The sequence below is a fragment of the Corallococcus exercitus genome, assembly GCF_042231735.1.
Lineage (GTDB): Bacteria > Myxococcota > Myxococcia > Myxococcales > Myxococcaceae > Corallococcus > Corallococcus exercitus_B.
On sequence record NZ_CP102577.1, the window covers coordinates 2,852,193 to 2,867,254 of the forward strand.

Annotated in this window: 12 protein-coding genes; 7 read left to right on the plus strand and 5 right to left on the minus strand. The window is 70.2% G+C overall.

Going from position 1 to position 15,062, the window contains the following annotated elements:
- Positions 1 to 5: 5 nt before the first annotated feature.
- Positions 6 to 1,022 carry an endolytic transglycosylase MltG gene (gene mltG, locus NR792_RS10720; RefSeq protein WP_375759967.1) on the minus strand — a complete coding sequence of 339 codons (1,017 nt, stop codon included), beginning with the start codon at positions 1,020 to 1,022 and terminating at the stop codon, positions 6 to 8.
- A gap of 137 nt (positions 1,023 to 1,159) precedes the next feature.
- On the minus strand, positions 1,160 to 1,939 hold the full coding sequence (map, locus tag NR792_RS10725; RefSeq protein ID WP_375759968.1) for a type I methionyl aminopeptidase: 780 nt from the start codon (positions 1,937 to 1,939) through the stop codon (positions 1,160 to 1,162).
- Positions 1,940 to 2,040: 101 nt separating this feature from the next.
- On the opposite strand from map, the gene NR792_RS10730 reads away from it, so the two are divergent.
- Positions 2,041 to 2,334: a LysR family transcriptional regulator gene (locus NR792_RS10730; RefSeq protein WP_375759969.1), complete on the plus strand. Its 294-nt coding sequence runs from the start codon at positions 2,041 to 2,043 to the stop codon at positions 2,332 to 2,334.
- Between the two features lie 3 nt (positions 2,335 to 2,337).
- On the opposite strand, the gene NR792_RS10735 is transcribed toward NR792_RS10730, so the two are convergent.
- Positions 2,338 to 4,899 (minus strand): DEAD/DEAH box helicase, encoded by a 2,562-nt coding sequence (locus tag NR792_RS10735; RefSeq protein WP_375759970.1) that lies wholly within the window; start codon positions 4,897 to 4,899, stop codon positions 2,338 to 2,340.
- A gap of 194 nt (positions 4,900 to 5,093) precedes the next feature.
- Here NR792_RS10735 and NR792_RS10740 point away from each other — a divergent pair, with 194 nt between their 5' ends.
- The 5 genes from NR792_RS10740 to NR792_RS10760 all read left to right on the plus strand — a co-directional run bounded on the left by NR792_RS10740 (position 5,094) and on the right by NR792_RS10760 (position 10,131).
- Positions 5,094 to 5,723: a DUF4142 domain-containing protein gene (locus NR792_RS10740; protein ID WP_375759971.1), complete on the plus strand. Its 630-nt coding sequence runs from the start codon at positions 5,094 to 5,096 to the stop codon at positions 5,721 to 5,723.
- Between the two features lie 185 nt (positions 5,724 to 5,908).
- Positions 5,909 to 6,577, plus strand: coding sequence for a DUF4142 domain-containing protein (locus NR792_RS10745; RefSeq protein WP_375759972.1), 669 nt, complete (start codon positions 5,909 to 5,911; stop codon positions 6,575 to 6,577).
- A 156-nt stretch (positions 6,578 to 6,733) separates the two neighbouring features.
- The gene (locus NR792_RS10750; protein WP_375759973.1) at positions 6,734 to 8,407 is read left to right on the plus strand and encodes a protein kinase; all 1,674 of its coding nucleotides are present in this window, start codon (positions 6,734 to 6,736) and stop codon (positions 8,405 to 8,407) included.
- 60 nt (positions 8,408 to 8,467) lie between these two features.
- Positions 8,468 to 9,298 (plus strand): hypothetical protein, encoded by an 831-nt coding sequence (locus NR792_RS10755; RefSeq protein ID WP_375759974.1) that lies wholly within the window; start codon positions 8,468 to 8,470, stop codon positions 9,296 to 9,298.
- Positions 9,299 to 9,315: 17 nt separating this feature from the next.
- Positions 9,316 to 10,131 (plus strand): hypothetical protein, encoded by an 816-nt coding sequence (locus NR792_RS10760; protein ID WP_375759975.1) that lies wholly within the window; start codon positions 9,316 to 9,318, stop codon positions 10,129 to 10,131.
- A gap of 31 nt (positions 10,132 to 10,162) precedes the next feature.
- On the opposite strand, the gene NR792_RS10765 is transcribed toward NR792_RS10760, so the two are convergent.
- Complete coding sequence (locus tag NR792_RS10765; RefSeq protein WP_375759976.1) at positions 10,163 to 12,931, minus strand: bifunctional acetate--CoA ligase family protein/GNAT family N-acetyltransferase; 2,769 nt, start codon at positions 12,929 to 12,931, stop codon at positions 10,163 to 10,165.
- 148 nt (positions 12,932 to 13,079) lie between these two features.
- Positions 13,080 to 13,973: an NmrA family NAD(P)-binding protein gene (locus NR792_RS10770; protein WP_375759977.1), complete on the minus strand. Its 894-nt coding sequence runs from the start codon at positions 13,971 to 13,973 to the stop codon at positions 13,080 to 13,082.
- An 81-nt stretch (positions 13,974 to 14,054) separates the two neighbouring features.
- Between NR792_RS10770 and NR792_RS10775 the strand changes: the two genes are divergently transcribed.
- Positions 14,055 to 15,056 carry a LysR family transcriptional regulator gene (locus NR792_RS10775; protein ID WP_375759978.1) on the plus strand — a complete coding sequence of 334 codons (1,002 nt, stop codon included), beginning with the start codon at positions 14,055 to 14,057 and terminating at the stop codon, positions 15,054 to 15,056.
- Positions 15,057 to 15,062 lie beyond the last annotated feature (6 nt).

Genomic DNA, 15,062 nt, shown 5'->3' on the forward strand with positions numbered 1-15,062 from the left:
GGGCCTCAGTACACGTTGTACTTGGCCCGGAGTGCCTCGTGCTCCTGCGCGTTGCGGGACGGGCGCAGGACCTTCTGCGCGTCGTGCAGGTAGTACCAGTAGTCGCTCTTCACCGGCCGCAGCGCGGCGAGCAGCGAGTCCACCGTGGGCGCGCCAATGGGGCCCGGCGGCAGGCCCGCGCGGGTGCGCGAGTTCCACGGATCCGAGTTGTCCCGCAGCCGCTTGAGGAACGCCTTGCGGTCGTTCCACTCCGCGAGCTCGTAGCGGCTGGTCGCGTCCACGCCCAGCGGGAAGCCCTTGTCCACGCGCTTCCAGAGGATGCCCGCGACGAGCGCGCGCTGGGACGGCACCGGCTCCTCGCGCTCCAGCATGGAGGCCATCACGACGATGTCGTGCAGCGACCGGCCGCTCTTGGCGATCTCCTCCTGGTGCGCGTCGTAGAAGCGGGCGCGGAAGGTGTCGATCTGCCGCTGGATGAACGCCTCCACCTTGAAGTTCTCCGCGACGATGCCGTACGTCTCCGGGTACAGGTACCCCTCCAGGCTGCGCGTGGGCAGCGGGAACGGCGCCGTGAAGCGGTCCGGGCGGCTGGCCGCGGCGATGTACTCGCCCGGCTTGATGAGGCCCTGGGCGGCGAGCACCTGGTCGGTGTCGCGCAGGCGCCAGCCTTCAATCATCGCGAAGGGCACGTCCTCCGGCAGCGGCGGGCCTTCCAGCGCGGTGGCCAGCTCCGCCACGGACGCGGTGGGGCTCAGCATGAAGCGGCCGGCCTTCACGTTGAGGCTGCCCCGGCGCCACAGGTGAAAGCGCCACACCGTGGGGTCGTCCAGGAAGCCCTGGGCCTGGAGCTGCTGGCCCAGCGAGCGCGCGGACGCGCCCTTCTTCACCACGAACTCCTTGGGCGCCGGATCCGCCGCCGCGTTGGGTGCGGTGGTGGCGTTCTGGAAGTGCATGAACACGCCGCCTGCACCCGCGACCGCCAGGACGATGAGCACGAGGAGCGCGACCAGGATCTTCTTCATGGGGCGCCAACCTATCAAAGGCCCTGACGCTTCCAACGAGAACCACCTGTCACGCAGCCGGGCAGGCGGACGCAAGCGCCCCCTTCTCAACACCGGCCAGCATGGACGGCCTGGCCCAGGGGCCATGAGACGGCGCCTCAGCTCACCGGGACGTGCAGGGACAGCTCGGCCGGCGTGAGGATTTCACAGCCGTCGCGGGTGACGAGCACGGTGTGCTCGAACTGGGCGGACAGGCTGCCGTCCGCGGTCACGATGGTCCACCCGTCCGGCATCATCCGGATGTCCGGGCGCCCCAGGTTCACCATGGGTTCAATGGTGAGGACCATCCCCGAGCGCAGCGTGATGCCGGTGCCCGCCTTCCCCACGTGCGGGACGTGCGGCTCCCCGTGCATCTGCCGGCCGATGCCGTGGCCCCCGAACTCCTCCACCACGCTGCACCCCTCCGCCTTCGCCAGCGCCATCACCGCCGCGCCGATGTCCCCCAGCCGCGCGCCGTGCCGCACCACCGACACGCCCACGTCCCGGCACCGCCGCGCCACGTCCACGACGTGCCTGGCGTCGGCGGAGACCTCGCCAATCATGAACGTGGCGGACGTGTCGCCGTGGAAGCCGTCCAGGTGCGTCGTCACGTCCACGTTGATGATGTCCCCGGGCTTGAGCACTTCATCCGCGCGCGGGACGCCGTGGCACACCACGTGGTTGCGGCTGGTGCACACCGTGGAGGGGAAGCCCTTGTACCCAAGCTGGCTCGGGGTGCCGCCCCGCCGCGCCGTGTCCTCGCGAACCCACGCGTCGATGTCCGCCGTCGTCACGCCTGGCTGGAGCCGCGAGCCCACATGCGCCAGCGTGCCCGCCGCCGCGCGGCCCGCGAGCCGCAGCCGTTCCACTTCACTGCCCTTGAAGAGAGGGATGCCCATGCCGGGCAAGGTGGCACCCGCCCTTCCAGAACGTCCAATGCTGTTCTGGCATCACGCGGGCGCGTGCACGGCGCGCACGTCCCGCGCTAGCATCCGCGCGCGTGAGCATCACGCACCTCCAGTCCTTCGTCGCGGTGGCGGAAGAGGGCCACGTGGGCCGGGCCGCGCGCCGGCTGCACATCACCCAGCCGCCGCTCAGCCGTCACATCCTCGCCCTGGAGGACGAGCTGGGCACGCCCCTCTTCGAGCGCGTTCCCAAGGGCATGCGCCTGTTGCCCACCGGCGAGGCCCTGCTCCAGCACGCGCGCCGCATCCTCGCGGAGGTGGAGGTCGCCACCCGCACCGTGCGCGAGGCGGCCCGCGGCTCCGGGGACCCCAAGCCGCCTCCCGCCTGACGGCTACGACCAGGCGGCCATGCCGCCAATGCGGCGCAGCATCAGGATGGGGCCGTCGTCCATGCGCCGGCCGCGCAAATCAATCTCGCAGTCGATGACCCAGTCCCCATGGCCCTCGGGGTCCATGATGCGCTGCTGGGCCTCCCACTGGCGCGTGCCCGTCTCCTTGAGCTGCGTGTTCGCCGGCTTGCGCGCCTGGGGCGTGAGCACCACCAGCTTGTGCTCCTCGAAGTACGGCGCCATGGCCTGCTCCAGCTTCGGCGCGGTCCACTCCCCCAGCGCGTTGTCCAGCATGCCCAGCGCGTCCAGGAAGCGGCGCTGGCCCAGCGCGCGCAGCAGCCGGTGCAGCTCCTCGCGCACGCGCGCGGCGAAGGCCCGGGGGTCCTCCGTGAGCTCCTTGGGCTTCAGGTCCACCACCGGCTTCACTTCGACCGGGGCCTCCGGGTTGCGCATCCGCTCCCACTCGTCCAGGAGGCTGGAGTCCACCTGCCGCAGCGTCGCGCGCAGGTGGTCGATGATGTCGTCCAGGTCCTCGTTGCGGAACTTCTCCGGTACCGTCTGCACCAGCGACTTGTAGACGTCCCCCACGTAGCGCAGCAGCACGCCCTCGCTGCGCTGCAGGCCGTACTCACGCACGTAGTCGTGGAAGGACATGAAGCGCTCGAACATGTCCCGGACGATGGACTTGGGCCGGATGTTCTCCTCGCCCACCCACGGGTGCTTCTTCGCGAAGGCGTTGAAGGTGCCGTAGACGAACTCGCGGTTGGGCTTGGGCCACTCCAGCTTCTCCAGCTCCTCCATGCGGTCGTCGTACTCCACGCCCCGCGCCTTCATCTCCTGGATCTTCTCTCCCTTCAGCTGGTGCAGCTGCGCGTACAGCACCACCTCCGGGTTCTCCAGGATGGACTCCACCAGCGTGACGACGTCCAGCGCGTACGTCTCCAGCGTGGGATCCAAGAGTTCCAGCGTCTCGTGCAGGTACAGGGACAGCGTGTGGTTGAGGCTGAAGTCGCGCTGCAGGTCCTCGGACACCTCCACCGTCGCGGAGTGCTTCTCCCACTGCACCACCTTCACGATGCCCGCGTCGCGCAGCGTGCGGAAGTACATCGCCGCGTCCTTGAGCAGCTTCTTCTTCGTGTAGTCGGAGCTGTGCGAGCGCATCACCAGCTGCACCAGCCGCTTGTAGCCGCCGCTGCCCTCCGTCTTGTCGCTCTGGAGCAGGTTGAGCAAGAGGCCGTGGCTCACGTCGAAGCGCGACTCCAGCGGCTCCGGCAGCCCGTTCTGGAGCCGCTCGAAGGTGCTCTTGTCGTACTGCACGAAGCCCTTCTGCGGCGGCTTCGCCTTGGGCGACTTCTTCTTGCCCGCGGCCTCCTTCGCTGCCTGGCGGATGTTTTCAATCATGTACTCCGGGGCCTGCGCCACCACGCTGCCCTCGGTGTCGAAGCCCTTGCGGCCCGCGCGGCCGGCGATCTGCTTGAAGTCGCGCACGCTCAACGTCGCCAGCTTCTCGCCGTTGAACTTGAACAGCTGCGTGAAGAGCACCGTGCGGATGGGGATGTTCACGCCCACGCCCAGCGTGTCCGTGCCGCTGATGACCTTGAGCAGGCCCTGCTGCGCCAGCTTCTCCACCAGCAGCCGGTACTTGGGCAGGAGGCCCGCGTGGTGCATGCCGATGCCGTGGCGCAGGTAGCGCTGGAAGTCCTTGCCGTAGGGCGTGTCGAAGGGGGCGTCCAGCAGCGCCTGGCGGATCTCCTCCTTCTCTTCCTTCGTGTTGAAGTCCACGGACATCAGGTTTTGCGCCTGCTCGGCCGCGGCCCGCTGCGTGAAGTTCACCAGGTACACGGGGTACTTCCCGCGCGCGATGAGGTCCTGGATGGTCTCGTGCAGCGGCACCTCGCGGTAGTCGAAGTCCAGCGGCACGGGGCGCTCGGAGCTTCGCACCGTGGCCACCTCGCGGCCGGTGAGCTTCGCCAGGCTCTGCTCGATGACGTGCGTGTCGCCCAGCGTGGCGGACATCAGCAGGAACTGCGTCCTGGGCAGCGCCAGCAGCGGAATCTGCCAGGCCACCCCGCGCTCCTTGTCGGAGTAGTAGTGGAACTCGTCCATCACCACCGCGTCCACGCGCGCGGACGCGTCGCGCAGCGCGAGGTTGGACAGGATCTCCGCCGTGCAGCAGAGGATGGGCGCCTCGCGGTTGATGGACGCGTCGCCCGTGAGCATGCCCACGTTCTCCGGGCCGAAGGCCTTGGAGAGCGCGAAGAACTTCTCGTTCACCAGCGCCTTGATGGGGCACGTGTAGAACGACACCTTGCCCTCGGCCATGGCCTTGAAGTGGAGCGCCATGGCGACGAGCGACTTGCCGGAGCCGGTGGGCGTCTTGAGGAACAGGTGCTTGTCGCTCAGGAGTTCCAGGATGGCCTCCTCCTGGGCGGAGTACAGGCTCAGCCCGTTCGTGGCCACGTAGCTCACGAAGCGGTTGAGGATCTCATCGGCGTCGAGACGGGGCTCACCGGGCCTGGGCAGCAGGGCGGCGAGCGGGGCGCGGGTGTCGGCGGAGGCACTCATCGGCCCCCGACTCTAGGGGGTGCCGCCCGGTCCCCGGGAAAAATCACGCGTCCCACGCCCCTCCCGGTGCCCGGACAGGCTCCCTGGCTGCCCGGCCTGTGCACCCGGGCACATTGGCAACGGCTGAAGCGCGCATGGCCACGGACGGAACGCCTCCCCATCCTGCCCCCGCGACATTCACGGGGGGTTGAGACATGCGGACAGCGAAATTCTGGGTGGGGACGGTGCTGGCGGGCGCGCTGGCGCTTGGCTACGGGTGCGGGAGCAACGCGGAGAATCCCGCGCCACAGGAGGCACCGCAGCAGGGCCCGGACGCGGGGACCGACGCGGGCGTGGTGTTGACGCTCACCGACGCGCAGATCGCGCGGATCCTGCAGGTGGCCAACGAGGGCGAGGTGATGCTCGGCCAGTACGCCGCGCCGCTTGCCACCGACCCGGACATCCGGGCCTTCAACGAGGAGATGGTCACCGAGCACACCGCCGTCAAAGAACGGCTGGACGCGCTGCTCGCCACCGAGGGCATCGTCCCCGAGGACACCGCGCTGAGCCTCCAGCTGCAGATGGAAGTCCAGCAGATGATGCAGGTCCTCCAGGGGCCGAACGCGCCCACGGGCGCCGCGCTCGACCTGGCGCTCATCAGCGCCCAGCTCAACGCGCACGCGCGCACCGCCTTCATCGGCGACAGCCTGCTCACACCGCAGGTCGCCAACCCGGCCCTGGCGCAGGAGCTGGAGAGCGAACGGCAGGCGGTGCAGATGCACATTGACGAGGCGACGGACCTCCAGTCCGAGCTGGTGCTGCCGCCCGCCGTGCCCGTGCCGTAGTCCGTTTCATCCTGCCGCCGGAACTCACGGGCGCGCCGGCTTCGAGAGCGGCTCGCCGGGCTCCGGCGGCAGGGCGGTGGGAGGGGATGTGGGCTGAGCCACACTGCCATTGGCTGATCCGCAAGTGGTCACCGGACAAGGCGCTCCCCATCCTGGCCAGGCGACATTCACTGCGAGGGGGGAACATGCGGACAGCGAAGTTCTGGGTGGGGGCGGTGGTGGCTGGCGCCGTGGCGCTGGGGTTCGGGTGCAGTGACGACGACGAGCCCAACTTTGGCAGTGTCCCGGGCATGCCGGACCTGGAGGACAACCCGGACGCGGGCACCGATGCCGGAACGACCGATGCCGGAACGACCATTGAAGTGGGGACGATCCTGTCGCTCACCGACGCGCAGATCGCCCGTGTCCTGCAGGTGGCCAACGAGGGCGAGGTGATGCTCGGCCAGTACGCCGCGCCGCTTGCCACCGACCCGGACATCCGGGCCTTCAACGAGCAAATGGTCGCGGAGCACACCGCCGTCAAAGAACGGCTGGACGCGCTGCTCGCCACCGAGGGCATCGTCCCCGAGGACAACCCCGTGAGCCTCCAGCTGCAGAAGGAGGTCCAGCAGTTGATGGACGTCCTCCAGGGGCCGAACGCGCCCACGGGCGCCGCGCTCGACCTGGCGCTGATCAGCGCGCAGCTCAACGCGCACGCGCGCACCGCCTTCATCGGCGACAGCGTCCTGACGGCCCAGACGGACAACCCGCAACTGGCGCAGGAGCTCCTGACCGAGCGGACGGAGGTGCAGGAACACATCGAGGAGGCGCGCGACCTCCAGTCGCGCCTGGTGACGCCTCCCACCACGCCGTAGCCCGGAACACCTGGGGCGTTGCACCGTTGGATAAAATATCGGCTCGGGCTCTCAGAACGTGAGAGCCCGGGCCCGCGCACACGACCCGTGGGGGAGGATTCGACCCGGGTGCTTTCCAATCGTGTCGGCCCGGTTTAGTAGGAAATCGGACCGCCGATGCAAAAGCCTACCGAACCGACCTCCGCGCAGTCCGAGCCGTTGACGACGGGACGGATTCTGCGCGCCACGTATGAGATTGGCACCGTGCTGGGCAAGGGCGGCATGGGGGCGGTGTTCCTCGCCCGCCATCTGCGCCTGCCGGGCAAGCAGGTCGCCGTCAAGGTGCTGCACGGCGCGGAGGCGCTGTCGGAAGAGGTGGCGGTGCGCTTCCGGCGCGAGGCGGAGATCGCCTCCCGGCTGGGGCACCCGAACATCGTGGAGGTGCTGGACTTCGACACCCTGGAGGACGGCACGCCCTTCATGGTGATGGAGTACCTGCGCGGCGAAGGCCTGTCGCGCCGGCTGCGCAAGCAGAAGCAGCTGCCCCTGGAGGAGGTCTTCTCCATCGCGCGGCAGATGGGCGCGGCGTTGCAGGCGGCGCACCGCGCGGGCGTGGTGCACCGCGACCTGAAGCCGGGCAACGTGTTCCTCGTGCCCACGGAGGCCGGCGGCGTCGTGGGCGAGCGCGTGAAGCTGCTCGACTTCGGTATCTCCAAGCTCGTGGACTCGCGCACCGTGCAGACGCTGGACTCGGTGCTGATGGGGACGCCGCAGTACATGGCCCCCGAGCAGGCCATGGGCCAGAACAGCAACGTGGACGCGCGCACGGACCTGTTCGCGTTCGGCTGCATCGTCTACGAGATGCTCGCGGGCCGGCCGCCCTACTCCGGCGACAACGTCGCGGAGCTCATCTACCAAATCGTCCACCTGGAGCCGCCGCCGCTGCTGACGCTGGCGCCGGGCACGCCGCCGCACGTGGTGGCGGCCATCTCCCGCGCGATGGCGAAGAAGCCGGAGGACCGCTACCCGGACGTGGGCTCCTTCATCCTGGAGCTGACGGGCAGCCCGCTCCAGACGCTCTCCGAAATGAAGCCGGAGCAGCGCTCGCGCCCCACCACGCCCACGGCCCCGCCCCCGGTGTCGCGTCCGCCGGATCAGGAGGAGCACATCCCCACGGTGGGCATGCGCCCCCACGCCGGCCGCGACGCGTCCCCCTCCGGCCCCCAGACCGCGTCCCTGCCCGCGCAGCCCCTGGCAAGCCCCCGCCCGAAGTGGCCGGTGGCCGTGGCCGTGGGCCTGACGGTCATCATCGCGTTCGCCGTCGCCTTCTTCTGGAAGGGCGCGGGCACGACCCCGCCCACCGTCGTCGCGGCGAATCCGCCCGCGCCCACCGCCCCCGTCGCGGCGCCGCCCGTTGCCCCGCCCGTCGCGGCCGTGACGCAGCCCGTGGAGCAGAAGCAGCCCGTGGATGCTCCGGTGGATCCGGAGGCCCAGCCGCCGCGGCAGGTGGCTCCCGAGGAGAAGCGGCCGTCCGTGGAGCCGGCGGACACGCCCGCGGTGACGCCCAGGCCCAAGGCGCGCGGCGGCGCGACCGAGTCGATGCCGGACAGCGTGCGCGAGGACCTGGCGTCCGCGCAGAAGGCGCTGGACGCGTCGAACACGTCGGAAGCGCTGCGTCACATCCGGCGCAGCCAGCGCACGAAGATCACCGGCCTGTCGTTCTCGCTGCTCACCCGCGTGTACTGCCAGCAGCACGACCTGGCGAACGCGCGAGCACAATGGACCCGGGTCCCGGCAACGGAACGTCCCAGGGTCCGACAATACTGTTCGCAGTACGATATCGACCTCTAGGGTCGTCCGGGCGCGCGGAAGCTCCAGAGCGGGGGCGCGCCCGCAATTCAAGGAGTCGTCGTGAGAGTCCTATTGGCAGTGGGGGTCGTGGCGCTGTCCCTGGGCTGTTCCCGGGGCGTGCGGCCCGACAGCGCCGTGGCGGGCACGAAGCCCGTCACCGGCAAGGTGTATTCCAACGAGGCCGGCGAGCGGATCACCCTCATCGGGTTGGAGCCCGGTGACGCGCACAAGGCGCTGGTGGCGTTCGACGGCACGAAGAGCGAGCTGGACGGACAGGTGCTGGTCGCATCGGTGAACGCGGACCGGCGCAGCACGGAGTACTGGACGCAGTGGCGCGGCCACAAGCAGCGCTTCGTCGCCGTGCATGACCGGGGCGGCTACGAGGACCTGGTCTTCAGCGACGTGAACCACACGGGCTACACGCACCTGAAGCCGGACACGGCGAAGACGGGTGAGCTCAAGGTGGAGAAGGTCTTCGAGCGCTACCAGGACCTGGAAGGCGACAAGAAGTACCAGGCGATGCTCGCGTTCGACCGCAAGTTCTGGACGAACCAGGCGGAGCAGCAGCTGAAGGAAGCGGCCGCGGAGACGAACAAGGCGTGCGGCTCGAAGCTGACGGCCACCGTGGCCTGGGACGCCGTCACGGACAAGCAGCTCAACGAGATCTCCTTCGGCAGCTACTGCAAGGGCCCGCTGGAGTCGCTCCAGAAGCTGTGCGAGCGCTCCGACGAGGCCAAGCGCGCCGTCCAGCAGAAGATCCAGACGGTGGAGTGCCGCATGGACGCGCAGGCGGCGCTGAAGCTGGAAGCGCGCAAGGTCATCTGGTCCGTGACGGAAGGCGACCAGGTCCAGCCGGACAAGGCCACCTCCTTCTTCACCGACACCCTCTAGAACGAAAGCCCACTGACATGACGCTTCGACACATGGTCATCGCCCTGGGGCTCGTCCTGGCCCCGCAAGCCGCGCTCGCGCTGGATCCGCCCTGGGGGCAGGAGCAGAAGCTGCGTGAGCGCATGGTGCTGGAGTCCGCCAGGGTCTGCGCGGACGGCAAGGGCCACTACACGGTCCTCATCCCCCACACGCCGGAGCACGAGGGCGAGCTGTACTACGGGGACGGCAAGACGTTCACGCAGGTGCCGCCCGTGGGCTACACCGACAGCAAGGAGGGCATGTTCTTCGAGCCGCGCTTCTTCAACCCCAAGGCCAACGACAGCTTCCGCGGCGTGGACTACCGGGTCGTCTCCTATCTGCGGCTCAGCGAGGACGCCAAGACGTGCACGCTCAGCTGCGGGGAGAAGAGCCTGCCCCAGCAGCCGGTGCCCGCGGACCAGGCCAAGGAGCTTCTGCGCAAGGCCAGCTACCAGCCCAGCCCGGTGAAGTTCCAGCCGTACGCGCTGCTGCGCGACGACAAGGGCACGTACTACCTGGTGGAGCGCGGCATCGGCGCGGACAACAAGAGCTTCCGCATCTTCACGGGCCAGCGCGGCCAGGTGAAGCAGCAGAAGATGCTCAACGTCGTCACCGACTCGCAGGGGGAGATCTTCTCCACGCAGGGCGGCGACCTGCGCCTCGTGGTGGACCGCGAGGAGCCGTCGTTCTGGGTGGTGAAGAGCAAGCGCCAGAAGCTGCGCGCGGTGCCGGTGGGTGAGAACCTGCCGTTCATCTACAACGAGCTGGGCGTCTACACGGGCGCGCGGCTGGGCACGCCCTGCGACGACGTGTAGTGCCGTGAGGCCGTAGAGGCCCCGGGCACGGTCAGCCGTTGAGCACCTTCACGGCCTTCACCATGTCCGGGGCCAGCTCCTCGTGTTCCACGAGGGTGAACCCCAGCTTCTTGCTGACGGCCTGCATGCCGCGGTTGCGCGTGAGGATGTCCGCGACGATGCGGCGCAGGCCCCAGTCCCGGCCCACGTCCACCAGCCGCCGCAAGAGCTCCGTGCCCAGGCCCAGCCGCTGCGCGGGGTCGCTGACGGTGATGGCGAACTCCGCGTCCTTCGTGCCGCGCAGGCGCGTGAGCCGGCCCACCGCGAGGATTTCCCCCCCGCCCTTCCCGTCCGCTGACGGCCGCTCCGCGACGAGCGCCATCTCCCGCGCGTAGTCGTTGAAGCAGATGCGCGCCAGGCGCTCGTGGGCCACGCGCTGGCTGAGCTTCATCAGGCCCGCGTAGCGCATGAACACCGTCTGTTCCGACAGGGCCTGGTGGAACCGGCCCATGGCGGGCTCGTCCTCCGGGCGGATGGGGCGCACGAGCAGCTGCTCGCCGTTCTTCAGCGTGAGGACCTGCGCGTACTGGTGCGGGTACGGCTCGATGGCGAGCTTCGGCAGGGCCGCGGCGGGGACGTCCGGCGGGTGCAGCACCACGCGCGCGTCCAGCGCGATGATGCGCTCGGCGGAGACGAGCAGCGGGTTGATGTCCAGCTCGCGGATGAAGGGCTGCTCCACCACCAGCTGGCTGAAGCGCACCATCAGCCGCTCCAGCGCGCCCAGGTCCACGGGCGCCCGGCCGCGCACGCCCTTGAGCGCGTGGTGGATGCGCGTGCGCTCCATCATCCGGCGCGCCAGCGTGGTGTTGAGGGGCGGCAGGCCCAGGGCCCGGTCCTGCATCACCTCCACCAGCGTGCCGCCCGCGCCGAAGAGCAGCACCGGGCCGAACTGCGCGTCCAGGCTGCTGCCGACAATCAGCTCGTAGCCGTCCAGCTTCACCATGGGCTGCACGGTGACGCCGTCGAACCCGTCCTGGAGCCCCCGCTCCGCCAGCGCGTCGCGGATGGCGCGGAAGGACTCCCGCACGCGCGACTCGTCGCGCAGGTCCAGGCGCACGCCGCCCACGTCCGTCTTGTGCGTCACCGTGAGCGAGTGCAGCTTGAGCACCACGGGGAAGCCCAGCGCGCGGGCCTTCTCCACCGCCTGGTCCTCGGAGGTGGCGAGCCACGTCTCCACGGTGGGGATGCCGTAGGCGGCCAGGAGGCGCTTGGACTCGTACTCGGACAACAGGGTGCGGCCGGCGGCGCGGGCCTCGTCCACCAGGGCGCGCGCCACGTCACGGCCACTGCCGGTGGGCTCCTCCGCCAGCGTGGGCGTCTCATAGAGGCCGGCGATGTTGTCCGAGTAGCGCCACATGTAGTTGAAGACGCGGGCCGCGGTGTCCGGGTAGCCGAAGGTCGGGATGCCCGCGTCGTTGAGGATGCGCTCGCCGGCGGCGACCTCGGAGCCGCCCATCCAGCTGGCGAGCACGGGCTTGCCGGGCAGCTTCGCGTAGCCCTTGAGGCGGTCGGCTGTCTTGGTGGGCTCCGTCATGTCCTGCGGCGTGAGGATGACGAGCAGGCCGTCGCTGTTGGGGTCCGCGCCGGTGGTCTCCAGCGCCTTCGCGTAGCGCTCCGCGTCCGCGTCTCCCAGGATGTCCACCGGGTTGGCGTGGCTCCACGGCGGCGGCAGGAAGCCGTCCAGCTGCTTCCGGGTGTCGTCGGACAGCACGGCCAGCTCGCCGCCGCCGGACACGAGCGCGTCCGTGGCGAGCACGGCGGGGCCGCCCGCGTTGGTGAGCAGCGTGAGCCTGCGGCCGGAGGGCCGGGGCTGGCGGGCCAGCACCTCCGCCATGTGGAAGAGGTCCTCGATGGAGTCCACGCGCAGCACGCCCGCGCGGCGGAAGGCGGCGGAGAGCACCTCGTCGCTGCCGGCGAGCGTGCCGGTGTGCGACGCGGCGGCCTGCGCGGCCTGCGCGGTGCGGCCGGCCTTGATGACGATGATGGGCTTGGTGAGCGCCACCTCGCGCGCGGCGGACAGGAAGGCGCGCGCGTCGCCGATGGACTCCATGTACAGCAGGATGGAGCGCGTCATCGGATCATCCGCGAGGAAGTCGATGAGGTCCCCCCAGCCCACGTCCAGCATGGAGCCCACGGACACGAAGGCGCTGAAGCCCACGGCCTCGCGCAGGCTCCAGTCCAGGATGGAGGTGAGCAGCGCGCCGGACTGGCTGATGAAGGCCACGTTGCCGGGGCGGGCCATGCCCTTGGCGAAGGTGGCGTTGAAGCCGCCCGTGGGGCGCATCACGCCCAGGCAGTTGGGCCCGATGATGCGCAGGTTCGCGGCCTGCGCGATGCGCAGCACCTCCTGCTCCAGCTTCACGCCCTCCGGGCCCGTCTCCTTGAAGCCCGCGGAGATGATGATGGCGCCCTTGACGCCAACCTCCGCGCACTCGCGGATGATGGCCGGCACGGACTTCGCCGGGGTGACGATGACGGCCAGGTCCACGGCCTCCGGCAGCGCGCGCAGGGAAGGCCACGCCTTGATGCCGAGCACGTTGGGGCGCTGCGGGTTGACGGGATAGACGGTGCCGCCGAACGGACTGCTGATGAGGTTCCAGAGGACGGTGCGGCCCACGCTGCCGGCGCGCTCGCTTGCCCCCACCACCGCGACGCTCCGGGGGGAGAAGAGGACCTCCAGCGGCTGGCGCGTGCGCTGGTGGAGCAGGTCGATGGAGGGGTCCGTCCGGGCCGGGGGCGTGGCGGGGCGTTGCTCGTCCATGGTGCGCTCGTGTTCGGTGGGGTGGCCGTACCGGACCAATTTCCGGTCGGCCCCCATCGTGCACCAGTCAGGAGGAAGAGGACGGCCTGGCGGACGTTCCCCCGTCCACTTTTCGTACGCGGACGGACAGGCGGACGCCGGTCTTCCCTTACGACGCGCGCGCCCGCTCCACCACCGGCTTGAGCACGGTGCTGGCGAACTCCGCCAGCGTGGTGGGCGTGGTGGTCTCCTTCGAGCGCGGCTCGGCCGGGTCCATGCGCCCGTCCTGGACGGCGCCGTACATCTCCACGAAGGTGTCCGCCGCCCATGACGGCATGCCCGCGCCCGTCATGCCGTTGCGCAGGTCCTCCAGCCCCACCCGCACGTACTTCACGGGCTGGCCCAGCACCTGGGTGAGGATGCTCGCGACCTCCGGAAAGGTGAGGTCCTTGGGCCCGTGCACGCCCACGTAGCGGTGGCCGGTCCATGATGCGTCCGTCAGGAACTCGAAGGCCTTGGCGGCGATGTCCGCCGTGGCGACCATGGGCATGGCCTTCGTCTCCGGGTTCGCGCTGAAGAGCGCGCCCGCCTTCGCCAGGCCCTGCACGTCGCGCAGCAGGTTCTCCATGAAGAAGCCCGCGCGCAGGCTGACGACGTGGGGGGCCGCCGCCTGGAAGGCCTCTTCAATGGGCTTCAGCACGGACACCGGCCCCGTGCCCGGCCCGCTCTGCGCGCCGATGCTGGAGATGATCACCACGCGCTTCACGCCGTGCGCCTTCACGCGCTCCGCGGCCATCCGGCCCGTGGCCTTCGCCCACTCCTGGAAGTCCGGCCGGACGGCGGGCGGCGACAGCCAGAACAGCGCCTCCGCGCCCGGGAGCGCCGCGTCCAGCGTGGCCTGCTCGTCGATGGAGCCCCGCACCACCTTCGCGCCCAGCTTCACCAGGTCCGCCACCTTCTCCGGGGTGCGGGAGATGACCGTGACCTGGCGGCCCGCCTTCAAGAGCTTCTCCACGAGGGGACGACCGATGTTGCCGTTCGGGGTGTTGATGACGATGGACATGGGGTGCCTCCAGCGACAGCGAGATGGCGCAACAGTGCCCCCGCGCCCTGCATGAGGCCACTGCATGCTATGCATGCGCCCATGCGCCGCGCTCATGAAACCCCAGCGCCCTCCCCCGCGGAGGTGGACCTCTCCGGCATCAACCTCAACCTGATGGTGGCGCTGGATGCGCTGCTGCACGAGGTGCACGTCACCCGCGCCGCCGCGCGCGTGGGCCTCACCCAGTCCGCGATGAGCCACGCGCTCGCCCAGCTGCGGGAGCTCCTGGGCGACGCGCTCCTCATCCGCGGCCGGGGCGGCATGGTGCTGACACCTCGCGCGCAGCAGCTGGCCGCGCCGCTCAAGCGGGGCCTGGCGGAGCTGCGACGGGCCCTGCGCGACGAGCCCTCGTTCGAGCCCGCCACCGCGACCCGCCGCTTCACCGTGGCCACGCGCGACTTCTTCGGGACGGTGCTGCTGCCGGGCGCGCTGGAGCTCCTGGGCCGCGAGGCTCCCGGCGTGGACCTGTCCGTGCTGCACGTGGACAGCCACACCTTCCCCAGCCACCTGGAGACGGGCGAGGTGGACCTGGCCATCATCGTCGCGCCCGTGCCGTCCGGGCCGGGCCTGCGCCAGCAGAAGCTCTTCACCGAGGACTTCGTCTGCGTGGTGCGCAAGGACCACCCCACCGTGCGCCGCACGCTGGACGTGGACACCTACCTGAAGCTGTCCCACATCCTCATCAGCCCGAAAGGCGACGGCGTGGGCGCCGTGGACCTGGCCCTGGCCCAGCGCGGCCTGCCCCCGCGCCGCATCGCCGTGCGCGTGCCCTACTTCCTCATCGCCCCGCTGGCGGTGTCGCGCTCGGATTACGTCCTCACCGCGCCCCGCCGCCTCATCGCCGCGTTCCGCGACGCGTATGCGCTCCAGGTGTTCCCCCCGCCCATCCCCGTGCGCCCGTTCGACATCCTCCAGGTCTGGCACGAGCGCTTCGACGGCGACCCCGCGCACCAGTGGCTGCGCGGACTGGTGGCGCGGTCCGTCAACGCGGGGTCTGAAAACACCCGGAGTTCACGAAGGGTGCGGCGCGCGCCAGCTTCCTGACACTCG

Excerpts from the sequence above, each read along its gene's own strand:
- NR792_RS10775 (WP_375759978.1), top strand. The coding sequence starts at position 14,055 with ATGCGCCGCGCTCATGAAACCCCAGCGCCCTCCCCCGCGGAGGTGGAC.
- NR792_RS10745 (WP_375759972.1), top strand. The coding sequence starts at position 5,909 with ATGCGGACAGCGAAGTTCTGGGTGGGGGCGGTGGTGGCTGGCGCCGTG.
- NR792_RS10765 (WP_375759976.1), bottom strand. The coding sequence starts at position 12,931 with ATGGACGAGCAACGCCCCGCCACGCCCCCGGCCCGGACGGACCCCTCC.
- NR792_RS10760 (WP_375759975.1), top strand. The coding sequence starts at position 9,316 with ATGACGCTTCGACACATGGTCATCGCCCTGGGGCTCGTCCTGGCCCCG.
- NR792_RS10750 (WP_375759973.1), top strand. The coding sequence starts at position 6,734 with ATGCAAAAGCCTACCGAACCGACCTCCGCGCAGTCCGAGCCGTTGACG.
- mltG (WP_375759967.1), bottom strand. The coding sequence starts at position 1,022 with ATGAAGAAGATCCTGGTCGCGCTCCTCGTGCTCATCGTCCTGGCGGTC.
- map (WP_375759968.1), bottom strand. The coding sequence starts at position 1,939 with ATGGGCATCCCTCTCTTCAAGGGCAGTGAAGTGGAACGGCTGCGGCTC.
- NR792_RS10735 (WP_375759970.1), bottom strand. The coding sequence starts at position 4,899 with ATGAGTGCCTCCGCCGACACCCGCGCCCCGCTCGCCGCCCTGCTGCCC.
- NR792_RS10770 (WP_375759977.1), bottom strand. The coding sequence starts at position 13,973 with ATGTCCATCGTCATCAACACCCCGAACGGCAACATCGGTCGTCCCCTC.
- NR792_RS10740 (WP_375759971.1), top strand. The coding sequence starts at position 5,094 with ATGCGGACAGCGAAATTCTGGGTGGGGACGGTGCTGGCGGGCGCGCTG.